Source organism: Duganella sp. BJB1802, assembly GCF_013369445.1.
Taxonomy (GTDB): Bacteria; Pseudomonadota; Gammaproteobacteria; order Burkholderiales; family Burkholderiaceae_D; genus Rugamonas; species Rugamonas vulcania_A.
This window is the reverse complement of sequence record NZ_JABWEF010000004.1, coordinates 184000-208489: the sequence shown is the minus strand read 5'-3', so window position 1 is coordinate 208489 and position 24490 is coordinate 184000. Positions and strand designations below refer to the sequence as shown.

The 24490-nt window shown below is 65.8% G+C and carries 23 protein-coding genes; 8 read left to right on the top strand and 15 right to left on the bottom strand.

Features of this window, described 5'->3' with window-relative positions; translation table 11 throughout:
- Position 1: 1 nt before the first annotated feature.
- From gshA to HUX88_RS08625, 6 genes are all read right to left on the bottom strand, one after another.
- Complete coding sequence (gshA, locus tag HUX88_RS08650) at positions 2-1600, bottom strand: glutamate--cysteine ligase (protein ID WP_176361502.1); 1599 nt, start codon at positions 1598-1600, stop codon at positions 2-4.
- Positions 1601-1783: 183 nt separating this feature from the next.
- The gene (gene prmC, locus HUX88_RS08645) at positions 1784-2623 is read right to left on the bottom strand and encodes a peptide chain release factor N(5)-glutamine methyltransferase (RefSeq protein ID WP_176361501.1); all 840 of its coding nucleotides are present in this window, start codon (positions 2621-2623) and stop codon (positions 1784-1786) included.
- Positions 2623-3090 carry a disulfide bond formation protein B gene (locus HUX88_RS08640; RefSeq protein ID WP_117012466.1) on the bottom strand — a complete coding sequence of 156 codons (468 nt, stop codon included), beginning with the start codon at positions 3088-3090 and terminating at the stop codon, positions 2623-2625. The genes prmC and HUX88_RS08640 overlap by 1 nt, the downstream gene beginning before the upstream one ends.
- An 87-nt stretch (positions 3091-3177) precedes the next feature.
- Positions 3178-4254, bottom strand: coding sequence for a peptide chain release factor 1 (prfA, locus tag HUX88_RS08635; protein ID WP_176361500.1), 1077 nt, complete (start codon positions 4252-4254; stop codon positions 3178-3180).
- Positions 4255-4350: 96 nt separating this feature from the next.
- Positions 4351-5625 carry a glutamyl-tRNA reductase gene (gene hemA / locus HUX88_RS08630; protein WP_117012468.1) on the bottom strand — a complete coding sequence of 425 codons (1275 nt, stop codon included), beginning with the start codon at positions 5623-5625 and terminating at the stop codon, positions 4351-4353.
- A 106-nt stretch (positions 5626-5731) separates the two neighbouring features.
- The gene (locus tag HUX88_RS08625) at positions 5732-6421 is read right to left on the bottom strand and encodes a response regulator transcription factor (RefSeq protein ID WP_117012469.1); all 690 of its coding nucleotides are present in this window, start codon (positions 6419-6421) and stop codon (positions 5732-5734) included.
- A 235-nt stretch (positions 6422-6656) separates the two neighbouring features.
- Between HUX88_RS08625 and HUX88_RS08620 the strand changes: the two genes are divergently transcribed.
- Positions 6657-7169 (top strand): hypothetical protein, encoded by a 513-nt coding sequence (locus HUX88_RS08620; protein WP_176361499.1) that lies wholly within the window; start codon positions 6657-6659, stop codon positions 7167-7169.
- Here the strand turns inward: HUX88_RS08620 and minE are convergent, their stop codons facing one another.
- The 4 genes from minE to metE form a co-directional block, all read right to left on the bottom strand.
- A complete protein-coding gene (gene minE / locus HUX88_RS08615; protein ID WP_008443622.1) occupies positions 7170-7421 on the bottom strand; it encodes a cell division topological specificity factor MinE in 252 nt (83 codons plus the stop codon). It abuts the gene before it with no gap.
- Positions 7422-7423: 2 nt separating this feature from the next.
- Positions 7424-8239, bottom strand: a complete 816-nt coding sequence (gene minD, locus HUX88_RS08610; RefSeq protein ID WP_117012471.1) for a septum site-determining protein MinD — start codon at positions 8237-8239, stop codon at positions 7424-7426.
- 28 nt (positions 8240-8267) lie between these two features.
- On the bottom strand, positions 8268-9044 hold the full coding sequence (gene minC, locus HUX88_RS08605; RefSeq protein ID WP_176361498.1) for a septum site-determining protein MinC: 777 nt from the start codon (positions 9042-9044) through the stop codon (positions 8268-8270).
- A gap of 149 nt (positions 9045-9193) precedes the next feature.
- The gene (gene metE, locus HUX88_RS08600; RefSeq protein ID WP_176361497.1) at positions 9194-11551 is read right to left on the bottom strand and encodes a 5-methyltetrahydropteroyltriglutamate--homocysteine S-methyltransferase; all 2358 of its coding nucleotides are present in this window, start codon (positions 11549-11551) and stop codon (positions 9194-9196) included.
- 106 nt (positions 11552-11657) lie between these two features.
- Between metE and HUX88_RS08595 the strand changes: the two genes are divergently transcribed.
- From HUX88_RS08595 to HUX88_RS08570, 6 genes are all read left to right on the top strand, one after another.
- Positions 11658-12566: a LysR family transcriptional regulator gene (locus HUX88_RS08595; RefSeq protein ID WP_117012474.1), complete on the top strand. Its 909-nt coding sequence runs from the start codon at positions 11658-11660 to the stop codon at positions 12564-12566.
- 262 nt (positions 12567-12828) lie between these two features.
- Positions 12829-14007, top strand: a complete 1179-nt coding sequence (locus tag HUX88_RS08590) for an acetyl-CoA C-acetyltransferase (protein ID WP_117012475.1) — start codon at positions 12829-12831, stop codon at positions 14005-14007.
- 99 nt (positions 14008-14106) lie between these two features.
- The gene (gene phbB / locus HUX88_RS08585; RefSeq protein ID WP_117012476.1) at positions 14107-14847 is read left to right on the top strand and encodes an acetoacetyl-CoA reductase; all 741 of its coding nucleotides are present in this window, start codon (positions 14107-14109) and stop codon (positions 14845-14847) included.
- Positions 14848-14936: 89 nt separating this feature from the next.
- Entirely contained in the window at positions 14937-15893 is a 957-nt protein-coding gene (gene pip, locus HUX88_RS08580) for a prolyl aminopeptidase (RefSeq protein ID WP_117012477.1), read from the top strand.
- Positions 15894-15963: 70 nt separating this feature from the next.
- Positions 15964-16407, top strand: coding sequence for a DUF2721 domain-containing protein (locus HUX88_RS08575; protein ID WP_117012478.1), 444 nt, complete (start codon positions 15964-15966; stop codon positions 16405-16407).
- A 24-nt stretch (positions 16408-16431) separates the two neighbouring features.
- The gene (locus tag HUX88_RS08570; protein ID WP_117012479.1) at positions 16432-16884 is read left to right on the top strand and encodes a hypothetical protein; all 453 of its coding nucleotides are present in this window, start codon (positions 16432-16434) and stop codon (positions 16882-16884) included.
- On the opposite strand, the gene HUX88_RS08565 is transcribed toward HUX88_RS08570, so the two are convergent.
- Complete coding sequence (locus HUX88_RS08565; protein ID WP_229219249.1) at positions 16885-17412, bottom strand: SRPBCC family protein; 528 nt, start codon at positions 17410-17412, stop codon at positions 16885-16887.
- Positions 17413-17617: 205 nt separating this feature from the next.
- Here HUX88_RS08565 and HUX88_RS08560 point away from each other — a divergent pair, with 205 nt between their 5' ends.
- Complete coding sequence (locus HUX88_RS08560) at positions 17618-19663, top strand: NADPH-dependent 2,4-dienoyl-CoA reductase (RefSeq protein ID WP_176361495.1); 2046 nt, start codon at positions 17618-17620, stop codon at positions 19661-19663.
- Between the two features lie 6 nt (positions 19664-19669).
- On the opposite strand, the gene HUX88_RS08555 is transcribed toward HUX88_RS08560, so the two are convergent.
- The 4 genes from HUX88_RS08555 to HUX88_RS08540 form a co-directional block, all read right to left on the bottom strand.
- On the bottom strand, positions 19670-20635 hold the full coding sequence (locus HUX88_RS08555) for a hypothetical protein (RefSeq protein ID WP_176361494.1): 966 nt from the start codon (positions 20633-20635) through the stop codon (positions 19670-19672).
- Positions 20625-22352, bottom strand: a complete 1728-nt coding sequence (ybaL, locus tag HUX88_RS08550; protein WP_176361493.1) for a YbaL family putative K(+) efflux transporter — start codon at positions 22350-22352, stop codon at positions 20625-20627. The genes HUX88_RS08555 and ybaL overlap by 11 nt, the downstream gene beginning before the upstream one ends.
- Before the next feature lie 61 nt (positions 22353-22413).
- On the bottom strand, positions 22414-22866 hold the full coding sequence (locus HUX88_RS08545; RefSeq protein ID WP_117012483.1) for a carboxymuconolactone decarboxylase family protein: 453 nt from the start codon (positions 22864-22866) through the stop codon (positions 22414-22416).
- A gap of 93 nt (positions 22867-22959) precedes the next feature.
- Positions 22960-24411: a PLP-dependent aminotransferase family protein gene (locus HUX88_RS08540; RefSeq protein ID WP_176361492.1), complete on the bottom strand. Its 1452-nt coding sequence runs from the start codon at positions 24409-24411 to the stop codon at positions 22960-22962.
- Positions 24412-24490: the final 79 nt, after the last annotated feature.

Sequence of the window (24490 nt, the reverse complement as noted above, 5' to 3'; positions counted from 1 at the left end):
TTCAGTCGCAGTCCATGCTGGAGTGGCACAGGTTGCTGGCGCGGTAGGCGGCCACGTAATCGTCGAAGCTCGATTGCGGCGCCGCTTCCATCTCCGCCTGCTCGGCCAGCGAGACGGCGGCCAGGCCGTCGAAGTACGCGGCTTCCTCGGCGCTCGGCGGATGGCTGCGGAAGTAGGCCGCGTGCTGCTTGCTCTGCGCCAGCCCGAAGGTGGCGAACGATTTGCCGTTGGCGCGCAGGGCCGCCAGTACCTTGGCCGACGGCGTCAGCTCGGCGTCGCGCAGCTTGGCCGACTGCTGCGCGATGGCGTCGGCGTGCACGGTGTCGCCGCGCTGCGCGTCCAGCAGCGCCGCCACCGGCTGGATGCGCTCCAGCAGTTGCAGGCCCCACGCTTGCAGGCTGATCTCCCCTTCATCGCTGGTGAGCGTCAGGCCCGGACGGCGGCCTTCCTTCACGGTGCGGGCGAAGTTCTCTGTGTGGCGCAGGCTTTCCTCCGGCGGGATGACCGGGCTTTCCTCCAGCGCGCAGAACATCAGGAAGGCGTCGAGGAAGCGGCCGGTCTGCACGCTGATGCCGACCGGCTCGAACGGGTCGACGTCCATGCAGCGCACTTCGATGTACTGCACGCCGCGCGCGCACAGCGCCTGGATCGGCCGCTCGCCGGTCTGGATCACGCGCTTGGGACGGATGGTGGAGTAGTACTCGTTCTCGATCTGCAGCACATTGGTGCTCAGCTGGATCCATTCGCCATCGCGCTTGGTGCCCAGCGCCGCGTACGGCTCGTAGGGCTGGTTGACAGCCTTGGTCAGGGTGGCGACGTAGCTGTCCAGGCAGTTCTCGTGCGGGCTCAGTCCCGACTGCGCGTCGTTCTGGTAACCCAGGTCGCTCATGCGCAGGCTGGTGGCGTAGGGCAGGTAGAGCGTGTCGTCGGACAGCGTCTCCAGCTTGTGCGGACGGCCGCGCAGGAAGCCGCTCGACAGCACCGGCGAGGCGCCGAACAGATACATCAACAGCCAGCTGTAGCGGCGGAAGTTGCGGATCGTCGCCAGGTAGGCTTCGGACTGGAAGGACTTGGGCGACAGGCGCTTTTCGTTGCCCTCATGCTGGGCCAGCACGCGCCACAGGCGTTCGTCCAGCGAGTAGTTGTAGTGGATGCCGGCGATGCACTGCATGGCCTTGCCGTAGCGCAGCGCCAGGCCGCGACGGTACACATGCTTGAGCGTGCCCATGTTGGAGGTACCGTACCAGGCGATCTCGATCTCGTCCTCGCCCGGCAGCTGGCAGGGCATGGACTGGCTCCACAACAGCTCGTCGCCCAGCTTGCTGTACGCATAGCGGTGGATGCCGTCGAGCTTGTCGAGCGTGGTGCCGATGTCGGCCTCGGCCGGGGTGATGAACTCCAGCAGCGTCTCGGCGTAGTCGGTGGTGATTTGCGGATGCGTCAGGGCCGAGCCCATGGCCACCGGATGCGGCGTCGACGCCAGATGGCCGCGCGCGTCCACCCGCAGTGTTTCGCGTTCGATGCCACGCAAGCCACCCAGCACCGGACGGTGCTCTGGCTGGGCCAGCAAGGCCAGGCGGCGAGTCAATAGATTGGACAATTGGATCTTCCTTTCGTAGTGCAGCAACTGTTGCATCAAAGCGTGAGGTGCGAGATTAACCGAAAACGGACAATCGCGTCGGCGCCGGCCCAAAGTTGCCCGGAGCCGAAGATCGCTTGCTAGTTTATCAAATACCGCCGGAAGGGGCCCGAAAGCCAGAATACCGCAGAAGAGGAAAAGGTGTCAGCGCGCTCGCGCACCCGTGACGCGCTCGATGCCGGCCAGGTCGGTCCAGCTCTGCACCTCGCTGTAGCCTTGATCGGTTAACAACTGGCGCACGGCGGCGGCCTGGTCGTAGCCGTGCTCCATCAGCAGCCAGCCCTGCGGCTTGAGGTGCTCGGCGGCGCCGGCGACGATGATGCGCAGCGCCGACAGGCCGTCGGCGTGGTCGGTCAGCGCGCCGGGCGGCTCGTAGCGCAGGTCGCCCTCGGACAGGTGGCGGTCGCCGCTGGCGATGTAGGGCGGGTTGGAGGCGATCACGTCGAACGGCGGCTGGCCTTGCAGCGCCGTGTACCAGTCGCTCTGCAGGAAGTTGACCTGGGCGCCGTTGGCGGCGGCGTTGCGGCGCGCCACGGCCAGCGCGTCCGGGCTGACGTCGAGCGCGGTGACGGCGGCGTCGCGCCGGGTGTGCGCCAGCGCCACGGCGATGGCGCCGCTGCCGGTGCCCATGTCGAGCACGCGGCCTTGCGGCGGCAGGCGGTCCAGGGTCAGCTCGACCAGCAGTTCGGTGTCGGGACGGGGGATCAGCACGGCGCCGTTGACCTCGAACGGTAGGCCGAAGAATTCGCGCTGGCCGACGATGTAGGCCACCGGTTCGCCGGCCAAGCGGCGCTGCACCAGCGCGGCGAAGCGCGCGGCCTGTTCGGCGTCGAGCTCGCGCTCGGACTGGGTGATCAAACTCACGCGCGACAGGCCCAGCGCGTGGCACAGCAGCACGCGGTTGTCCAGCGGGTCCAGCAGCGACTGCGTTTGCAGCGCGCCGAGGGTGACGCCGGCGGCGATGGCGCTGAGGTCGGTGATCATCAACGCGCGCGGCGGATCAGCAGCCAGGCCAGGCCCAGCGTGCACAGGCCGAAGCTCAGGAAGGACCACTGCGGAATCGACAGGCCGAACCACGGCGCCAGCGCGTCCTCGCACAGGCCGTCGGCGTGGAACAGGATGGGCAGGTAGGTCGCGGTGGGGATCTTGTTGAGGAAGGTCTCCATCGGGTCGATGCCGCACGACAGGCCGGGATGGGCCAGGATGTACAGGTGCTTGCCGGCGGTGTACAGGCCGCCCAGCGCGGCCAGCAGGCCGAGGCCGGCGCCGAGCTTGGGCTTGCCGTAGGCGCCGAACAGGCAGCAGATGCCGACGGCGATGAACAGGTAGCGCTGGATCACGCACAGCGGGCACGGCAGCATGTCCAGGCCGATCTGCAAATACAGGGCGACGCCGATCACGCCGAAGCAGGCGATGGCGATGGACAGCAGCAGGGAGCGCGTATGTATCATGGGTGGTCCGATTCGAGGGCGTTGGGAGTAGCGGGCAATTCTCGCACAAAGTTGTCGCTTCAGCCTTAGGCCGGTGTTAACTCCGGCTTAGTCGCCCAGCGCCGCCAGCAGCTCGGCCTGGTGTTCGGCGGCCAGCGCGTTGGTCAGCTCGGTCAGGTCGCCGTCCATGATGAAGTCCAGCTTGTACAAGGTCAGGTTGATGCGGTGGTCCGTCATGCGTCCCTGCGGGAAGTTGTAGGTGCGGATGCGCTCGCTGCGGTCGCCCGAGCCGATCAAACTCTTGCGCGTGGCCGCCTCCTTCGACTGCTGCTCGCGCAGCTGCACGTCCTTGATGCGCGCGGCCAGCACCTTCATAGCCTGCGCCTTGTTCTTGTGCTGCGAGCGGTCGTCCTGGCACTCGACCACGATGCCGGTCGGCAGGTGGGTGATACGCACGGCCGAATCGGTCTTGTTGATGTGCTGCCCGCCGGCGCCGGACGCGCGGTAGGTGTCGATGCGCAGGTCGGCCGGGTTGATGTTGACGTCCTCCACCTCGTCCGCCTCCGGCATCACCGCCACCGTGCAGGCGGAGGTGTGGATGCGGCCCTGGGTTTCGGTGGCCGGCACGCGCTGCACGCGGTGGCCGCCGGATTCGAACTTCAGCTTGGCATATACGCCGTTGCCGATCAGGCGCACGATCACCTCGCGGTAGCCGCCCAGGTCCGACGGCGATTCCGACACCACCTCCACCTGCCAGCGGTTGCGCTCGGCGAAGCGGGTGTACATGCGCAGCAGGTCGCCCGCGAACAGCGCCGATTCGTCGCCGCCGGTGCCGGCGCGGATCTCCAGGAAGATGTTGCGCTCGTCGTTGGCGTCCTTGGGCAGCAGCATCTTCTGCAGCTCCAGTTCCAGCTCCGCCAGGCGGGCCTTGGCCGCTTCGATCTCGTCCTGCGCGAAGTCCTTCATCTCGGGATCGCCCAGCATCTCCTGCGCCGCGTCCAGGTCGCCGATGGCTTCCTGGTAGGACTTGTACAGCGCCACCAGCGGGCCGAGTTCGGCGTGCTCGCGGGTCATCTTGCGGTAGGCGTCCATGTTGTTGGTCGCGCCTTCGGACATCAGCAATTCATCGAGTTCGACCAGGCGGTTCGCCAGTTGGTCGAGCTTGGCCAGCATGGATGGTTTCATAGCGTATTCGTATTCGTATCGGGGGTTGAGGCAGATGCCGCGGCTGGGCGGCGGAGGGTGCGCGGCGGCGTGGCGCGCGCGGGCAAGGCAGTGGCGCTAACGGCGGCCGCGGAACAGCTGCGGCAGCAGCTGGGCCAGGTGGGCGCGTTCCTCGCCCTGCGCACGATGCAGCGCCTGCTGCGGGCCGTGCATGAATTTCGCGGTCAGGCCCTTGGACAGGGCTTCCAGCACGGCGTCGACGTCCTCGCCCTTGGCCAGCATCTTGCGCGCGCGCTCGAGCTCCAGCTGGCGCAGCGCCTCGCCGTTTTCGTGCAGGCTCTGGATGACGGGCACCACGGCGCGGTCGTCGATCCAGTGCATGAAGGACTGCACTCGCGTTTCAATGATGGCCTCGGCCTGGGCCACGGCGGCCTGGCGGTTTTCGATGCCGGTCTGGACCACCTTGCCCAGGTCGTCCACCGTGTACAGGAAGGCGTCGTTGAGGCGGGCCACTTCCGGCTCGATATCGCGCGGCACGGCCAGGTCGACCATGAACATCGGCTTGTGGCGGCGCGCCTTGATCGCGCGCTCCACCATGCCCAGGCCGATCAGCGGCAGCGACGAGGCGGTGCAGGAGATGACGATGTCGTACTGGTGCAGCTTGTCCTGCAGGTCGGCCAGGCGGATGGCGCGGCCGCCGAAGCGGTGCGCCAGGATCTCGCCGCGGTCGAGCGTGCGGTTGGCGATGGTGATGCTCTTGGGGTTCTGCGCCGCGAAGTGCGTGGCGCACAGCTCGATCATCTCGCCGGCGCCGATGAACAGCACGTTCTGCTCGGCGATCTTGTCGAAGATGCGCTGCGACAGCCGCACGGCGGCCGCCGCCATCGACACGCTGTGCGCGCCGATCTCGGTGGTGCTGCGCACTTCCTTGGCCACCGAGAACGAGCGCTGGAACAGCTGGTGCAGGTAGGTGCCCAGGCCGCCCGCCTCGTCGGCGGTGCGGATCGCGTCCTTGATCTGGCCGAGGATCTGCGTTTCGCCCAGCACCATCGAATCGAGCCCGGAGGCGACGCGGAAGGTGTGGCGCACGGCGTCGTGCTGCGGCAGCAGGTACAGGTGCGGGCGCAGTTCGGCGTAGTTCAGCTTGTGGAAGTCGGCCAGGAAGTGCGCGCCGGCGTCGAGCGAATCGGGCACGCGGCTGGCCGCGTACAGCTCGGTGCGGTTGCAGGTGGACAGGATGGCCGCCTCGTCGCTGCCGCGATGGTCGATACGCTCGAACCAGGAACGCGCCGCCACCACCGCCTGGCCCAGTTGCTCAGGGGCGAACGCCAGCCGCTCGCGCAGCGAGACAGGGGCGGTGTTGTGGTTGAGGCCGACGGCGAGCAGCTGCATTTCGGGTCCGTGCGTTGAGTTAGCGGACATTATACCGTGTAGTATCCCTCACTTGCCGGCATCTGCCCATAGCCCAAACGGCGTACCGGCCATATCGATGGCCTGATCAGGCCCCCAGTTTTTCCAGACGGTAGCCGTAACTGTAGACCGGCACCAGGCGGAAGCCGTTTTCCGGCTTCAATTGCAACTTGTTGCGCACGCGCGAGACGTGGGTGTCCATGGTGCGCGAGGGCACGGCGGTCTCGCGTATCCACACCGCCTCATGGATGTAGGCGCGCGACAGCGGCCGTCCGATGTTGCGGAAAAATAACAGTGCCAAGTAGAACTCTTTGTGGGTGACGTCCAACACTATGCCGTCCATCAACAAACGGCCGGGCCGGGTTTCGAACACATATTGACCGAATTGCAATTGTTCGGCGCCGTTCTGGGCCGGGTAGGCGCGCCGCAACAGCGCTTGCACGCGGGCGACCATTTCACTGCGGCGCAAGGGTTTGATCATGTAATCGTCGGCGCCGGCGGCCAGGCCGGCCACGATATCGTCCTCGCCCGAGCTGGTGGTGAGGAACAGCACCGGGGCGTTGTCGGGCAGCTTTTCGCGCGCCCGGCGTAACACTTCCGCGCCGCCCAGATCGACCACTTGCCAGTCGAGGATCAGCATGTCGTAGCTGTCCTTGCGTAGCTGCGCGAGCACGTCCTTGGCACTCTGAAAACTATGGCAGATATGGCCCGCCGAGGTCAGCACCTGGCAGATCAGATCGGCCTGGCCACGGTCATTGTCTAATACGGCGATTCGCATACAACTGCCTGTAGGAAAATGTTAAGGAGAAGTCACTGCAAATATAACAGAGATTTACAAAAAAGTTAGCAAAATGGCTAATTATTTTTCTTGAGACACTAATATTTACTCGGGGACAACTCACCAAAACACCGTACGCACTTGCGCAACCATTACACGGTACACTGGAAAAACGCCGAATTCAATGAAGAAGTTGAAAAAAGGAAAGAAAGTCTAGCCGCAGCCGGGAGCACGCATGGGACTCAAAAAAGACACAAATTGGACCTTGGTGCCGGGCAACCCCCGCGACATCGAGGCGGTGCGCGAACGTTGCCGCAAGCTGGTGCGGCGGCGCGCGATGGTGTCGGCCGGCGTGGCGGCGGTGCCGATACCGGGGCTGGACGTGGTGTCCGACCTGCGCCTGTTCGCGCTGCTGATCGACGACATCAACCACGAGTTCGGCCTGACGGCGCAGCAGATCGAGCGCATGCAGCCGAAGTTCCGGCTGATCGCCTACGAGGCCGCGATCGGCGTCGGTGGCATGTTGGTGGGCAAGCTGGTGACGCGGGAGGTGGTGTTGCAGCTGCTGCGCCGCACCGGCATGAAGTCGGTGGCGCGCCAGGCCAGCAAGCTGGTGCCGTTCGCCGGGCAGCTGGCCTCGGCCGGGATCGGCTTCGTGGCCTTCAGCCAGATCGGCTACCAGCATGTGGACGCCTGCGCCAAGGTGGCGCAGGAACTGGTGACGGCCGGCATATCCCGGCCGCTGTGATTACGCGTCCGGCAGCACCACGTTCACGTCCAGCACCTCCAGGTTGCCCTGGCGGTCCAGCGAGATCTTGATGTCGTCGGCGTTGACCTTGGTGTACTTCGAGATCACCTCGATCAGCTCCTTGTGCAGCGCCGGCAGGAAGTCCGGACCGCTGCGGCCATTGCGCTCGCGCGCGATGATGATCTGCAACCGCTCCTTGGCCGCGGTGGCGGTTTTCGGTTTTTGCGGGAACAGGAAAGAAAGCAGGGCCATGATTACTTGCTCCCGAAAATACGCTGCAGCAGGCCAGGCTTCTCGTAGTTAGTGAAGCGCAACGGCAACTCCTGGCCGAGGAAGCGCGACACCACATCTTCGTAGGCTTCCGCGACATCGGTGCCCTTGAAGTGAATCGCCGGATTGCCCTGGTTCGACGCGTGCAGCACCGATTCCGATTCCGGAATGATGCCGATCAGTGGAATGCGCAGGATTTCCTGCACATCTTCGTACGACAGCATTTCGTCCGCTTCCACGCGCTTGGGCGAGTAGCGGGTGATCAGCAGGTGCTCCTTGACCGGCTCGCCGCCGGTCTGGGCGCGGCGCGACTTGGCCTGGATGATGCCGAGGATGCGGTCCGAATCGCGCACCGACGACACTTCCGGGTTGGTGACGATGATGGCCTCGTCGGCGAAGGTCAGCGCCATCAGCGCGCCGTGCTCGATGCCGGCCGGCGAATCGCAGATGATGTACTCGAAGCCCATGTTGATCAGCTCGTGCAGCACGATTTCCACGCCGTCCTCGGACAGCGCATCCTTGTCGCGCGTCTGCGACGCCGGCAGGATGAACAGGTTGTCGCAGTGCTTGTCCTTGATCAGGGCCTGGGTCAGCGAGGCCTCCTTGTTGATCACATTGATCAGGTCGTACACCACGCGGCGTTCGCAGCCCATGATCAGGTCGAGGTTGCGCAGGCCGACGTCGAAGTCGATCACCGCGGTTTTATGACCGCGCATGGCCAGGCCGGTGGAGAAGCTGGCGCTGGAAGTCGTCTTACCGACACCGCCCTTACCGGACGTTACAACAATAATTCTCGCCACAAAAAAGTCCTTTTCAGAGAGTTGCTAGTCAAGCGCGGTTTGCAGAATTGACAGATAGTATATCGATTCGGTCGCCGACCAAGCGAATTTGCGCAGGAGAACGCGCGTACTCGGCCGGGAAGCCGTCTTCAAAAGTGCGGTAAACGCCGGCAATCGACACCAACTCCGGCGACATGGTCATGGCGAAGATGCGCGCGTCGGCGTTGCCGGAGGCGCCCGCCAGCGCGCGGCCGTTGAGCGTGTTGTACACGTGGATGCTGCCGTCGGCGATGATCTCGGCGCCGTTGTTGACCACGGCGGTGATGATCAGGTCGCAGCCGCGCGCGTAGATGCGCTGGCCGGCGCGCACCGGGGTGTCGATGATCATCACGCCGGCGTTGCCGGGGAAGCCTTCGGCCGGCGCGGCCGGGGCCGGTGCCGCCGCCGCAGCAGCTGGCGCGGGTTTGGCCGGCGCGGGCGCGGCCTCCTGCTCGTCGCGCGGCTTGGTCGCGGTTTCGATGCTCAGGCCGTGGGCGGCGATCTCGGCGGCCATGGACGGCGGCGCGTTGCGCACGGCGACCGGGTTCAAGCGGTATTTTTTCAGCAGGGCGATGATGCCGGCCCAGTCGATCTGGGCGCTGCCGGCCGGCAGGGCGGCGACGTCGATCACGGTCAGGTCGTCTTCGAAGAAATCGGTGGTGCCGCCGGTCATTTCGGCCAGCGCGGCGTCGAGGGCCAGGCGGTCCGCGGTGGACAGGATGGCGGAGACGGCGACTACGGTGGAAATCTTAATTTCTATGGGCTTTTGAAACAGGCTCTTGGACATGGGCGACAGTATTAGAGGGTTAACCTCGCGCGCATGCGCAGGCACGAGCATTTTACTGTGGAAAACGACGGATGGGGAGGGCTGGCGCCGAACCGGGCCAGTAAAAATGCGGGATGGCGGCGGCCCGGCAGGCCGCCGCCATGGGACGGTCAGTAGATCGCGTGCTCCTCGCGCAGCTGGCGGGCGGCGGCCACCATGTTGCGCAGCGCGGTTTCGGTCTCCGCCCAGCCGCGCGTTTTCAGCCCGCAATCCGGGTTGACCCACAGGTTGGCCGGCGGGATCACCGCGCTGGCCTTTTGCAGCAGCCGCACCATCTCGGCCTGGGCCGGCACGCGCGGCGAGTGGATGTCGTACACGCCGGGCCCGATCTCGTTCGGATAACGGAAGCGGCCGAAGCCGTTCAGCAGCTCCATGTCCGAGCGGCTGGTCTCGATGGTGATGACGTCGGCATCCATGGCGGCGATCTGCGGCAGGATGTCGTTGAACTCGGCGTAGCACATGTGGGTGTGAATCTGCGTGCCGTCGGCCGCCGCGCTGGCCGACACGCGGAAGGCGCGCGTGGCCCAGTCCAGGTACTCGTCCCAGCGGCCGCGGCGCAGCGGCAAGCCTTCGCGCACGGCCGGCTCGTCGATCTGGATGATGCCGATGCCGGCCCGCTCCAGGTCGGCCACCTCGTCGCGGATCGCCAGCGCGATCTGCAGCGCGGTGCGCGCGCGCGGCTGGTCGTCGCGCACGAAGGACCATTGCAGGATGGTGATGGGGCCGGTCAGCATGCCCTTCATCGGCTTGCCGGTCAGGCTTTGCGCGTGCGCGGTCCAGTCCACCGTCATGGCTTTCGGCCGGCTGACGTCGCCGTAGATGACGGGCGGCTTGACGCAGCGCGAGCCGTACGACTGCACCCAGCCCAGTTGCGTGAAGACGAAGCCGGCCAGCTGCTCGCCGAAATATTCGACCATGTCGTTGCGCTCGGCTTCGCCGTGGACCAGCACGTCCAGGCCCAGCTCTTCCTGGCGGCGCACGGCGTCGGCGATTTCCTCGCGCATCCTGGCCTCGTAGTCGCCGGCGTTCAGTTCGCCGCGCTTGAAGGCGGCGCGGGCGGCGCGGATGGCGGCCGTCTGCGGGAAGGAGCCGATGGTGGTGGTCGGGAAGTCGGGCAGCTTGAAGCGCGCGCGCTGCTCGGCCTGGCGTTGGGCGAACGGCGAACGGCGCCGGTCGGCGTCGGCGGGCAGGGCGGCGATGCGCTCGCGCACGGCCTGCTGGTGCACGCGCGGGCTGGCGCGGCGGCTGGCGATGGCGGCGCGCGAGGCGTCCAGCGCGTTGACGGTGGCGGCGTCGTGGTGGCCTTGCAGCGCTTGCTTGAGCACGTACAGCTCGTCCAATTTTTCAGTCGCGAAAGCCAGCCATGATCGGATTTCCTGGTCGAGCGCGGTCTCGGCGGCCAGGCTGAACGGCACATGCAGCAGCGAGCACGAAGTCGACAGCCACAGCTTGCCGCCGCGTTTGTCGGCGATGGGCGCCAGCGTGGCCAGCGCCGCGTCGAGGTCGGTGCGCCAGATGTTGCGGCCATCGACGATGCCGACCGACAGCACCTTGTGCACCGGCAGCCAGTCGGCGATGCTGGTCAGTTCATGCGGCGCGCGCACGCCGTCCACGTGCAGGCCGGCCACCGGCAGGCGGCACGCCAGGCTCAGGTTTTCCTCCAGCGGCGAGAAATACGTGGCCAGCAGCAGCGGCACGCCAACCTGGTTCAGCTGCCAGTAGCTGTTCTCGAACGCGCTGCGCCACGGCGCCGGCAGGTCGAGGCCGAGGATGGGCTCGTCGATCTGCACCCATTGCACGCCCTGCGCCTTCAGGCGGTCCAGCACCTGGCCGTAGACCGGCAGCAGCCGGTCCAGCAGGCTGAGGCGATCCAGGCCGCCATCCTTGGCCTTGCCCAGCCACAGGAAGCTCAACGGCCCCAGCAGCACGGCCTTGACCGCGTGGCCCAGCGCCTGCGCCTCGGCCACCTCGTCGAACAGGCGCTCGCACGCCAGCGAGAAGGCGGTCTTCGCCGTGAACTCCGGCACCAGGTAGTGGTAGTTGGTGTCGAACCACTTGGTCATTTCCAGCGCGGCCGAGGCGTGTTGCTGGCCGTCGTCGTGCGCGTGGTCGTGGCCGCAGGCGGCCGGCTCGTGGTGGCCGCCGTCGCCGCGCGCCATGGCGAAGTAGCGGCTCAGCTGCGATTGCCCGGCCGTGAAGCCGTAGCGGGCCGGCTCGCAGCCCAGCAGCTGGATGTGGTTGGCGACCTGGTCGTAGAAGGCGAAATCGCCGACGGTGACGAAGTCCAGCCCGGCCTGCCGCTGCAGCGCCCAGTGGCGGGCGCGCAGGTCGCGGCCGGCCGCTTCCAGGCCGTCGTCCGGCAGTTCGCCGCGCCAGTTCGCTTCCAGCGCGAACTTCAGCTCGCGCGCCGCGCCGATGCGCGGAAAACCGGGAACGTGGCTTTGGATGGGTTTATTCGATGTTGTCATTTTGATGTCATCCGCATTTAATATTGGTGATATAAAGTGTGCGGCAATCCGGTCTATAATCAAAACGAAAGATTTTGCGGCTTCACATGAAAAAATTTAATAGACCATGCTAGAGATACGTCACCTGCGCACCCTGAGTGCCCTCCGCTCCGCCGGCAGCCTGGTGCGCGCCGCGCAACTGCTGAACCTGACGCAGTCGGCCCTGTCGCATCAGATCAAATTGCTGGAAGATCGCTACGGCGGACCGCTTTTTGAGCGAAAATCCGTGCCGATCGGGTTTACCGCCACCGGCGCCCGGCTGCTCAAGCTGGCCGACCTGCTGCTGCCGGAAATCGAGGCGGCCGAGCGCGAAGTGGCGCGCCTGACCCAGGGCGACACCGGCCAGCTGCGCGTGGTGCTTGAATGCCATACCTGCTTCGACTGGCTGATGCCGGTGATGGATGAATTCCGCAAACGCTGGCCGGACGTGGAGATCGACCTGGTCTCGGGCTTCCACAGCGAGCCTGCCGAGCTGCTGCGCAGCGGCGCCGCCGACCTGGTGATTGGCTCGCACTACGGCCCGGAGTTCGCCACCTTCCCGCTGTTCCGCTTTGAAATCCTGGTGGTGATGGCGCAGAAACACCGGCTGGCGGCCCAGCGCCGCCTGCTGGCCGCCGATTTCGAGGGCGAGACGCTGATCACCTATCCGGTGCCGGAAACCCGCATCGACCTGATCCGCGAGGTGCTGCAGCCGGCCCACATCCACTACGAACGCCGCACCGCCGAGCTGACGGTGGCGGTGCTGCAGTTGGTGGCCAGCCGCCGCGGCATCGCCGCGCTGCCGAACTGGGCGATCAAGAACTATGTCGACTACGACTACGTGATCGCCAGGCCGGTCGGCGAGCAGGGCCTGTGGAGCGACCTGTTCGTCTCGGTGCCCGAGGCGCAGAAACAGAAGGCCTACGTGCTCGACTTCGTCAACGTGATACGCGAACAGTGCGCCAGCACCCTGGACGGTATCAAATTATTATCGTGACTTATTGACACTGTTTCTTCAAAATGATTGCGTTGGGTTTGATACATGTCAAAGATGCCACGATGTGCGACGCTTACGATGGGTCCCCACCGAGCGCTGATCGTTGGCATGGATGCTGCTAGAGAAATCCTGTCACCCTCGGGGGAAGTTCTCGCGGCGACGCACAATCGAAACCCAGCACGGCCCCGCCGTCGAAGCGTATTATCGAAGTTCGCGTTGTTGCTAAACTAAGCCGGCCCCGGCCGGCGCATTGGAGAGTCAAATGGATGATGTAGTTATCGTGGCCGCTGGCCGTACTGGTGTCGGCAAATTCGGCGGCAGCCTGGCGAAGACGCCGGCTTCCGAACTGGGCGCACACGTGATCAAGGGCCTGCTGGCCAAGACCGGTATCGATCCCAACCTGATCAGCGAAGCCATCCTCGGCCAGGTGCTGACCGCCGGCGTCGGCCAGAACCCGGCGCGCCAGGCCGTCATCAAGTCCGGCCTGCCGAACACCATTCCAGGTTTCACCATCAACCACGTGTGCGGCAGCGGCCTGAAGGCCACCCACCTGGCGGCCCAGGCCATCAAGGCCGGCGACGCCGAGATCATCATCGCCGGCGGCCAGGAAAACATGAGCGCCTCGCCGCACGTGATGAACGGCTCGCGCGACGGCTTCCGCATGGGCGACTTCAAAATGGTCGACTCCATGATTGTCGACGGCCTGTGGGACGCCTACAACCAGTACCACATGGGCACCACCGCCGAGAACGTCGCGAAGAAATACGAGATTTCCCGCACCGAGCAGGACGAGTTCGCGCTGAACTCGCAGCTGAAGGCGGAAGCCGCGCAAAAGGCCGGCAAATTCAAAGATGAGATTTTGCCGCTGGAAATCGTCCAGAAAAAAGGCAGCATCGTGTTCGACACCGATGAATACGTCAAACCGGGCTCGACCATCGAAGCGCTGTCCGGCCTGCGTCCGGCCTTCGCCAAGGACGGCACGGTCACCGCCGGCAACGCCTCCGGCCTGAACGACGGCGCCGCCGCCGTCATCATGATGTCCGCCTCCAAGGCCAAGGAACTGGGCCTGACCGTGCTGGCCAAGGTCAAGGCCTACGCCTCGTCCGGCCTGGACCCTGCCTTCATGGGCATGGGCCCGGTCTCGGCCACCAAGCTGTGCCTGAAAAAGGCCGGCTGGACCCCGGACGACCTGGACCTGATGGAAATCAACGAAGCCTTCGCCGCCCAAGCCGTGGCCGTGAACAAGGAAATGGGCTGGGACACCAGCAAGATCAACGTGAACGGCGGCGCCATCGCCATCGGTCACCCGATCGGTGCATCCGGCGCCCGCATCCTGGTCACGCTGATCCACGAAATGGTGCGCCGCGACGCCAAGAAGGGCCTGGCCTCGCTGTGCATCGGCGGCGGCATGGGTGTGGCGCTGGCCATCGAGCGCGCATAAGCACTCCGTATCCGTAGCATCCGCAGCAGCAGTGCCGCGCCGGGCAGGTCCCGGCGCGGTGTCAGACGATTTTTGGTGTCAATTTAAGAGGGGACGAAAATGGCAAGAGTTGCATTAGTAACCGGCGGCATGGGTGGCTTGGGCGAGGCAGTGTGTTTCAAACTGTCGGCACTGGGCTATATCGTAGTCACCACGTATTCCCCTGGCAATCCGAAGGTCGAGCAATGGCTCGCCACTACCCGCGACCAGGGCTTTAATTTCCGCGCATACCCGTGCGACGTGGCCGATTACGATTCGGCCCAGGCGTGCGTCGCCGCGATCGTCAAGGATATCGGTCCGATCGACGTGCTGGTGAACAACGCCGGCATCACCCGCGACATGACCTTCAAGAAGATGGACAAGCCGAACTGGGACGCCGTCATGGCCACCAATCTGGATTCCGTGTTCAACATGACCAAGCCGGTGTGCGACGGCATGGTGGAACGCGGCTGGGGCCGCATCATCAATATTTCGTCGGTCAACGGCCAGAAGGGCGCGTTCGGCCAGACCAACTATTCGGCCGCCAAGGCCGGCATGCACGGCTTCACCAAGGCGCTGGCGCTGGAAGTGGCGCGCAAGGGCGTGACCGTCAACACCATCTCGCCGGGCTACATCGGCACCAAGATGGTGATGGAGATCCCGCAGGAAGTGCTCGACACCAAGATCATTCCGCAGATTCCAATGGCCCGCCTGGGCAAGCCGGAAGAAGTGGCGGGCCTGGTGGCCTACCTGTCGTCGGACGAGGCGGCCTTCGTCACCGGCGCCAACATCGCCATCAACGGCGGCCAGCACATGTCCTAAGCGGCGTGTAGTTGTAGCCCCGGGCCAGGTTCGTTCGCGATCCTGGCTTTTTTTTCGTACAATCTGCTATCGATGCTTAAAGGATAGCCATGTTCGACCCGACCTCGCCCCTGTTTCCGCCCGTCCTGCCGTCGCGCCACGGCATGCTGGCGGTCGACGACCTGCACACCATCTACTGGGAAGAGGTCGGCAATCCGCAGGGCATACCGGTAGTGTTCCTGCATGGCGGGCCGGGCGCCGGCCTGTCGCCGCAGCACCGCCGCTTCTTCGATCCGGAGAAGTACCGCGTGATCCTGTTCGACCAGCGCGGCGCCGGCAAGTCGCTGCCGCTGGGCGAGTGCCGCAACAACACCACCGGGCTGCTGATCGCGGACATCGAGCGCCTGCGCGCCATGTTCGGCATCGAGCAGTGGCTGGTGTTCGGCGGCTCCTGGGGCTCGACGCTGGCGCTGGCCTACGGCCAGGCGCATCCCGAGCGCTGCCTGGGCTTCATCCTGCGCGGCATCTTCCTGTGCACGCAGGCGGAAATCGACTGGTTCCTGCACGGCGCCCAGTGGTTCCATCCCGAGGTGCACGCCGAATTCGTCGCGCCGATCCCGCCGGCCGAACGCGGCAACCTGCTGCAGGCCTACGTCAACCGCATCATGAGCGACGACCCGGCCATCCACTGGCCGGCGGTGCGCGCCTGGAGCCGCTTCGAGGGCCGCCGCGTGTTCCTGATGCCGCAGGCCGAGGATCCGCCGTCCGACACGCTGGACCTGGGCGTGGGCCGGCTCGAATCGCACTACATGGCCAACCTGGGCTTCTTCAGCGAGGACCAGCTGTTGCGCAACGTCGACCGCATCGCCCACCTGCCGGCGGTGATCGTGCAGGGCCGCTACGACGTGATCTGCCCGCCGGTGTCGGCGTGGCGGCTGCACCAGGCCTGGCCCGGATCGCTGCTCACCGTGGTGCCGGACGCCGGCCATGGGGCGATGGAAAAGGGCATCTCGCGCGCGCTGGTGGGCGCCACCGAGCAGTTCAAGCAGACGCGCGGATTCGCCTGAGCCGGCGCGGAATCGGCCCGCACCCCACGCGGGCTGATACACTATCGATAATTCCAGCTTCCACGCACCCATGAATATACAAGTCGGCGATATCGGCCACATCATCCAGCTGGCGATCGCGCCGGTGTTCCTGCTGACCGGCGTCTGCACCAATCTCGTGGTGCTGACCAACCGCCTGGCGCGCATCATCGACCGTTCGCGGGTGCTGGAGGACCGGCTCGACATCGGCTACAGCGACGCCTACCTGAACGAACTCGATGTGCTCTACCGAAGATCGCACCTGATCAACGTCTCGATCACGCTGTCGACCGCCTGCGGGCTGCTGATTTGCCTGGTGATCGCGATGCTGTTTTGGGGCGACATCACCAACATCTCGCTCGACAAGTACATCGCGGGCATGTTCGTGGTGGCGATGCTGGCCCTGATCGGCAGCTTCTTCTACCTGCTGCGCGAGATCTTCATTGCCTCGGCGGCGATGCGCGCGCACCGCCATGTGCGCCGCCCGGCCAAATAACTTTGTAAAGAATAGAGTACCGATATGCACGACTACCAACGCCCTCCGACCCTGTACCGCTACGGCGTGCGCGAAGACCTGGAACTGGCGCTGACGCAGGGCCAGTTCATCCTGACCCCGGCCAACAGCTGCCTGACCCTGAGCTTTTCGCAAGTCTGGGACCGCAAGCTGTTCGAGCTGTTCTCGTCGGACAGCTGCCTGGTCATCCACAACACCGAGGAATTCGGCGAGCGTTTGCACCGCGCGGTGCAGCGCACCTTGCCCAGCTGGGCGGGCATCGACGGCGCCGTGGAATACGGCACCCGCGCCGCCCTGGGCGCGGCCTTCACCAAGACCGCGGCCGAAGCGCAGGAACAGGAATGGCAGTTCGCCTGGCGCGCCATGCAGGCCAAGCTGAGTCTCAATCCGGTGCTGGTGAAGATCGGCAGCCTGGAAAACTTCGCGGAGCTGCGCGACCGCGACACCTATCTCGCTTGATTATTTAGCGTCCTCGCGGCGGTCGAGGCGCGCCAGCACGGCGTTCATCATGCGCTCGATATCGCCGCGTATCATCTTCGCCCCGAGGATGCCGGGCACGTAGAAGTTCGGTATCAGCTTGCCGCTGTAGACCACCCTGGTGCCGCCGGTTTCGGGCACCGGTATCAATTCCCAATGCGATTCGTAGTGCTTCATGTCGCCGGAGATCAGCGAGATGTCGATCGACGACATCGGCTGCTCGGTCGCGCGCACGATCAGGTGGATGGACTTGGTCATGAACAGGAAGCGCGCCACGCCGAACTGCTCGATGATGACCTCATTGCCGTTGCGTGATAAAACCCGGCACGACTCCATGTCCGGCACGAATTCCGCCATGCGCTCATAGCCTGTGAGGATGCGCCATACCTTCGGCAGTGGCGCCGCCACCGTGCCGGTGGCGTCCACTTCGTACATGTGCAGCGCATCGAGCTCCACCCGGTTGACCGACACCTCCAGCTTGGGCAATTCAAGCCTGGGTGTCTGTGCCATCACTGGAGCGGCCACACCCACCAACAAAAACAAAAGGAATCGCATCATCGTTCCAGCGTAAGGGAAAGGGTGGCAGAATACAAGAGCGCTACCGCACCCTCCGCCAAATTCAGGAGCGGAAGCCGGGACTTTAGAAGCCCAGGTCTAGAGATTTGCGTTTTAATGCGGGCATGTTCATGCCCCATGTCTGACTCTAACAACCATAATGACAACTTCACCATACCCACACCTGCTGGCCCCCCTCGATCTCGGCTTCACGACGCTGCGCAACCGCGTCGTCATGGGCTCCATGCACACCGGTCTTGAGGACCGCTTCTACAACTACGGCAAGCTGGCCGCCTTCTACCGCGAGCGGGCGCGCGGCGGCGCGGGGCTGATCGTCACCGGCGGCATCTCGCCCAACCGCTCCGGATGGCTGCTGCCCTTCGGCGGCACGCTCAATTTCAAGGGCGACGTGATCAACCACCGCCGCGTCACCAGCGCGGTGCACGAGGAGGGCGGCAAGATCCTGATGCAGATCCTGCACGCGGGCCGCTACGGCTACCAGCCGTTCGTGGTGTCGGCGTCGGAGAAGAAATCGCCGATCTCGCCGTTCAAGCCGCGCGCGCTGACCGAGGCCGGCATCGAAGCGACGATCCGCGACTACGCCCGCTGCGCCAAGCTGGCGCGCGACGCCGGCTACGACGGCATCGAAGTGATGGGCAGCGAAGGCTACCTGCTCAACCAGTTCCTCTGCGCGCGCACCAACCTGCGCACCGACCAATGGGGCGGCAGCATCGAGAACCGCATGCGGCTGTCGGTGGAAATCGTCAAGCGCATCCGCGCGGAAGTGGGCAATGACTTCATCATCATGTACCGCCACTCGCTGCTCGACCTGGTCGACGGCGGCAACACCTGGGAAGACGTGGTGGCCGTGGCCAAGGCGCTGCAGCACGCCGGCGTGACCATCCTCAACTCCGGCTACGGCTGGCACGAGGCGCGCGTGCCGACCATCGTGACCTCGGTGCCGCGCGCCGCCTTCGCCAGCCTGGCGGGCCGCCTGCGCCGCGAGGTGACGATACCGGTGGTGGCGTCCAACCGCATCAACATGCCGGCCGAGGCGGAAGGCATCCTGCAGCGCGGCGACGCCGACATGATCTCGATGGCGCGCCCCTTCCTGGCCGACTCGCACTTCGTGGTCAAGGCGGCGCAGGGGCGCACCGACGAAATCAACACCTGCATCGGCTGCAACCAGGCCTGCCTGGACCACACCTTCTCCAACAAGCGCGCCAGCTGCCTAGTGAACCCGCGCGCCTGCCACGAGACGGAGCTGGTCTACGCGCCGGCGGCGAAGAAGCGCCGCGTGGCGGTGGTCGGCGCCGGGCCGGCCGGTTTGTCGGCGGCCACGGTGGCGGCGGAATGCGGCCATGACGTGACCTTGTTCGATTCCAGCGACAGCGTCGGCGGCCAGTTCAAGATCGCCATGCAGATCCCGGGCAAGGAGGAATTCGCCGAGACCATCCGCTACTTCCGCCGCAAGCTGGAGCTGACCGGCGTGAACGTCAAGCTGGGCGTGCGCGTGACGCGTGAGCAGCTGATCGCGGACGGTTACGACGATGTGGTGGTCGCCACCGGCATCAAGGTGCGCCGTCCGCCGATCGAAGGCATCGACCATCCGAAGGTGCTGTCGTATATCGACGTCCTGCAGAACAAGGCGCCGGTGGGCAAGCGCGTGGCCATCATCGGTGCCGGCGGTATCGGCTTCGACGTGGGCGAATATCTGCTGCACGATCCCAAACACCCGCTGCCGCTGGCGTTGGATGTCTGGGCCAAGGAGTGGGGCGTGGACATGAAGGGCGACGCGCCGGGCGGCCTGACGACGGTCTCCGCGCCGGAGCCGGTGCGCCAGCTGTATCTGCTGCAGCGCAAGGTCTCGAAGCTGGGCGCTGGCCTGGGCAAGACCTCGGGCTGGGTGCATCGCGCGGTCCTGGCGCGCAACGGCGTGGTGATGCTGGCCGGCGTGCAGTACGACCGCATCGACGACCAGGGCCTGCACGTGACCATCGCCGGCGAGCAGCGCCTGCTGTCGGTGGATAACGTGGTGGTCTGCGCGGGCCAGGACAGCCTGACCGAGTTGATGCCGTCGGAAGAGGAGGTCAAGGCCAACGCTAAGTGGCCTCGCTTCCACAAGATCGGCGGCGCCGCGTTGGCCGCGGAGCTGGACGCCAAGCGCGCCATCAAGGAAGGCGCGGAGCTGGCGGTCAGCCTGTAAAGCGCCTTATCCGGCGGGCAGTTGGTCGACCATGCGGGCCACCGCCTGGTCGAAGGTCTGCTTGCCGTTCATGTAGGGGCGCCATTCGCGCTCTATCGGCGGCAGCAGCGGCGACCAGTAGCCTTTGAACAGGCCGCCCTTGTCGGCGTAGGGTTCGTAGGCGATGCCATCGCGTTTGTACGCGTTCTTCACCACGGTGCCGACGGTGTAGAACTGCACTCCGTGCCAAAGGTCCGAATCGGGCTTGCGTTGCGTGGCCTTGAGGCGCGCCTCGATGGCGCTCTCCAGCTTGTCGGTCGACGCGATGTGCGAAATTTCGTGATACACCATTTCCAGCGACGCCAGGCCTTGATAGTCGGGACGTCCGCTGGGGATCACGGTTTGCGTGTCGGTGTAGCCGCCCTGGCGCGTGCCGGTGTCCACCACGACGTCGATCCGGATCGGCGTGAGCGGAAAGGGCGCCTGCAAGTAGCGGGCAATGCCTTCCTGGACCTCCACACCATAACGCGCGTCGAGCCGCTTCGCTTCGGCGATCCATTGCTGGTTGCTGGCGTCCTGCTGCGCCCAGATGCAGTGCGCGTACATCGGCGCGACGCTGTCCAACGTGGCCGCCAGTTGCGGCGGCAGCGCCAGGCCGCCGGCCTCGCGCCGCGTGTCGGCCACGCTCAAGGCGGTTTTGATGGATGCCATCTGGTCGTCGAACAGCGGGCTGCGCTTGGCGTAGTTGTCTCGGTAGTGGGCGACGGCTTTGCGCAGCGCCGTCATTTCGTCGGCGCTTGGCGTGGCCGTCCAGCTGATTTTTTCCACCAGCTCCGGGTGCACTCCAAGGTTGTACAGGAAGTGGTGTAGATTCATCAGGAACGCGCTGTGAAACTCCAGCTGCACGCGCGTTGGCGACGCACCGACGCCGGCAACGATCAGCGACAACGGCAACGCCGCCGCGCAGCGCATCAAGGCGCGCCTAGTGAGCATGGTGGCCTCCGCCCTTGGTCATAGTGGTCAGTATGGACTCGGTCATTCCCTTTGCCAGCTCCTGCTCGCCGATGAAAATTTCTCCAGCGCGTTCGCCGCGCAGGAGTTCCGCCTCCTCGTCGCTGTGCGTACGCACCACGGTCTTGATGTTGGGGTTGAGCGCACGCGCGGTCTCGATCATGGTCCGCACGTGGAAGGTGTCCGGCGTGGCGATCACCAGCATCGCGGCGCGCGCGATGTGCGCCTGGATCAGCACCGCCGGCTCGCCAGCGTTGCCGGCCACGGCGTGTGCGCCTTCCTTGCGCAGCTGGTCCACCAGTTCGCGATTCTGCTCGGCCACCACGAAGGGAATGCCCCGCTCGGCGAGCGCCGCGGCGATGCGCCGGCCCACGCGGCCATAGCCGACCAGCACGACCTGTCCCGCCAGATGCTCCTGCGGCACCGATGCCGGCAGCTCCGCCAGCGGATCGGCGGGGCGCTCGAATTTGGCCGCCAGCGCCACGTTCCTGCCCAGCCAGCGCTCCAGCGGTTTGGTGGCGCGGAACACCAGCGGATTGAGCGCGATGGAGATGATGGCGCCGGCCAGGATCAGGCTTTGTCCCTCGGCCGGCATCAGGCCCAGGGACAGGCCCAGCGCCGCCAGGATGAAGGAGAACTCGCCGATCTGCGCCAGGCTGGCCGACACCATCAGCGCCGTCTTGGCCGGGTAGCGCAGCAACAGCACCAGCAGGAAGGCCGCCACCGATTTGCCGACCACGATGATGGTCACCACGGCCAGCAGCTTGAGCGGCTGCTCTACCAGTATCGACGGCTCGAACAGCATGCCGACCGAGACGAAGAACAGCACCGCGAACGCGTCGCGCAGCGGCAGCGATTCCTCGGCGGCGCGGTGCGCCAGTTCGGATTCGCGCAGCACCATGCCGGCGAAGAAGGCGCCCAGCGCGAAGGAGACGCCGAAGTAGTAGGTCGATGCGTAGGCGATGCCGACGGCGGCGGCGATCACGCACAGCGTGAACAGCTCGCGCGAGCCGGTGCGCGCCACCTGCCACAGGATCCACGGGAACAGCTTGCGGCCCACCACCAGCATCAGCGCGATGAAGGCGCCCACCTGGCCCAGCGTGATGGCCAGCGTGGTCCACAAGTTGGCTTCGCCCATGGCGGTGACGCCGTGGCTTTCGCTGTGCGTGCCACCCAGCGAACCGGCCAACGCCGGCAGCAGCACCAGCACGAGCACCGTCACCAGGTCTTCCACCACCAGCCAGCCGACCGCGATGCGGCCGTTGAAGCTATCGAGGATGCCGCGCTCCTCCAGCGCCCGCAGCAGCACCACCGTGCTGGCCACCGACAGCGCCAGCCCGAATACCAGCCCGCCGCCCAGGCTCCAGCCCCAGAAGTGGGCCAGCGCCATGCCCAGCGCGGTGGCGACCGCGATCTGCAGCACGGCGCCGGGCAGCGCCACGCGCCGCACGGCCCAGAGATCGTCGAGGGAAAAATGCAGGCCGACGCCGAACATCATCAGCATCACGCCGATTTCGGCCAGCTGCCCGGCCAGCGCGGTATCTGCCACGAAGCCCGGCGTGGCGGGGCCGATGATGATGCCCGCAGCCAGATAGCCCACCAGCGCCGGCAGCTTGAGGCGCGTTGCGAGGTAGCCGAACAAAAGGCCGAAGCCCAGTGCGGCCGCGATGGTGGTGATCAGGCTGATATTGTGGGGCATGCGTGCGGGGCTCCTGCCAGGGTGGATGAACCCTAGCGTAGCACAATCATGCCCGTGGCGATTACATGACCAGTGCCGCAGGCGTCATCCGCATGGCGACGCCGAAGCGGTTGAAGGCGTTCATCAGCGATACTGCCACTGTGACGTCGGCCAGTTCCTTCTCGCTGAGGACCGCGATCGCCTTTTGATAGTCGCTGTCCGGCACATTGGTCTGGGCGACGCGGGTCACGCTTTCGGCCCAGGCCAGCGCTGCGCGCTCCTTGTCGCTGAACAGCGCCGCCGCTTCCTCCCACACCTGAACCAGCGCCACCTTGTCGATCCTGACGCCCTGGTTCAGCAGGTCGCGCGTGTGCATGTCGATGCAGAAGGCGCAGTTGTTGATCTGCGATACGCGCAGGTAGACCAGCTCCACCAGTTCGGCCGGCAGGCCGCAGGTTTGCACGTAGTGTTTGACGGCGGTGAAGCCCTTGTAGGCTTCAGGTGCGTGCTTGAATACTTCGAGGCGCTTGCCCATGGCTGTTCCTTGACTGGTTGCGAATGGCGCTATTCTGCCGGCGCATGGACCAGTCGAGAAGAGCCAAGAATAGGCTATCCGACTAGGCCATGTTCATAGCAGCCTGAGTATCTGCTTGCCCAGTTCGCGCGCCCGTTGCGGCGTGTCGATGTTGGTGAAGCCCAGCAGCAACGCCGACGCCGCGTGCGGCAGCACCGTGCGCTCGGACAGCGCCAGCGCCGCCATGCCGTCCTGCCGCATGCGCTCGGCCAGGGCGCGGTCGGTGTGGCGGCCCTTCATGCGCAGGATCAGGTGCATGCCGCCCGGCTGCGGATCGATGCGCAGGTGCTTGCCCAGCACCGCATCCAGACCTTGCGCGGCGATCTGTCGGCGCTCGGCGTACAGGCGGCGCATGCGCTGGATGTGGCGGGCGAAGTGGCCCTCGTTCATGAAGTCGCTGACGATGGTCTGCGTCAGGATCGGTCCTCCGCTGCCGAAGGTCTGGCTGACCTGCTCGAAGCGGGGCACCTGCGCCGGCGGCACCACCAGGTAGGCCAGCCGCACCGCCGGGAACAGCACCTTGCTGAAGGTGCCGGCGTACAGCACGCGGCCGTCGCGGTCCAGGCTTTGCAGCGCGGGCAGCGGGCGGCTGGCGTAGCGGTATTCGCCGTCGTAGTCGTCTTCGACGATCCAGGCGTCGGCTTGTGCCGCCCAGTCCAGCAGCGCCAGGCGGCGCGGCAGCGACAGTGATACGCACAGCGGGCATTGGTGCGCCGGCGTGACCACGGCGGCCCTGGCGCGCGGCGCCGTGGCCACGCCGTGCGACACCACCAGGCCTTCCGCGTCGACCGCCACCGGGGCCAGCTTCATGCCGGCGTGCTTGAGCAGTTCGGTGGTGGCCGGGAAGCCGGGATCCTCAACCCACACGCCGTCGCCCGGTTGCAGCAGGGCGCGCGTGATCAGCTCCAGCGTGTTGCGGTAGCCGGAGGTGATGAACACCTGCGAAGGCGAGCACACAATGCCGCGCGAAAGGTTCAGGTACGTGGCGATGGCCGCGCGCAGCGCCGGCTGGCCTCTGTAGGGCGGGCAAACCATGTCGTCCGGCTGCGTGGCGCGGATCGCGCGCGCCGCCAGCCGCGCCCACACCTTGCGCGGGAAGGCGTCCAGTGCTGGCAGCCCCATTTGAAAGGGGCGGTTCAGCGAGGCCAGCGCCGACGCGGAAGACGCGCCGGCGGCGGACGCCGGCCGGGCGCGGGCCGTCGGCGCTGCCGGCGATGATGCCGTCGTTGCCGCCGTCGCCGCGTGGCGCGCCAGCGCCGGCGTGACCACCGTGCCGGCCTGGCCGCGTGTCTCCACATAGCCTTCCGCCACCAGCAGCGAGTAGGCCGCTTCCACCGTTCCGCGCGCCAGGCCCAGCTCCAGCGCCAGCGCGCGCGCCGACGGGATGCGGGCGTCCGGCAGCAGCAGGCCGTCGGCGATGGCGCCGCGGAAGCGGGTGTAGATCTGCCGGTAGAGCGGTTCGGCGGCGGCACCGTCGAGCAGGAGGAAATCTGGTTTGGTTTTCATGGCCTAGTCGATATGTCGTTTTATGGCTCTGTGGATTATGCCATTGCCGCCATAAGATGGTGTTTTAAAAGGAGCTATC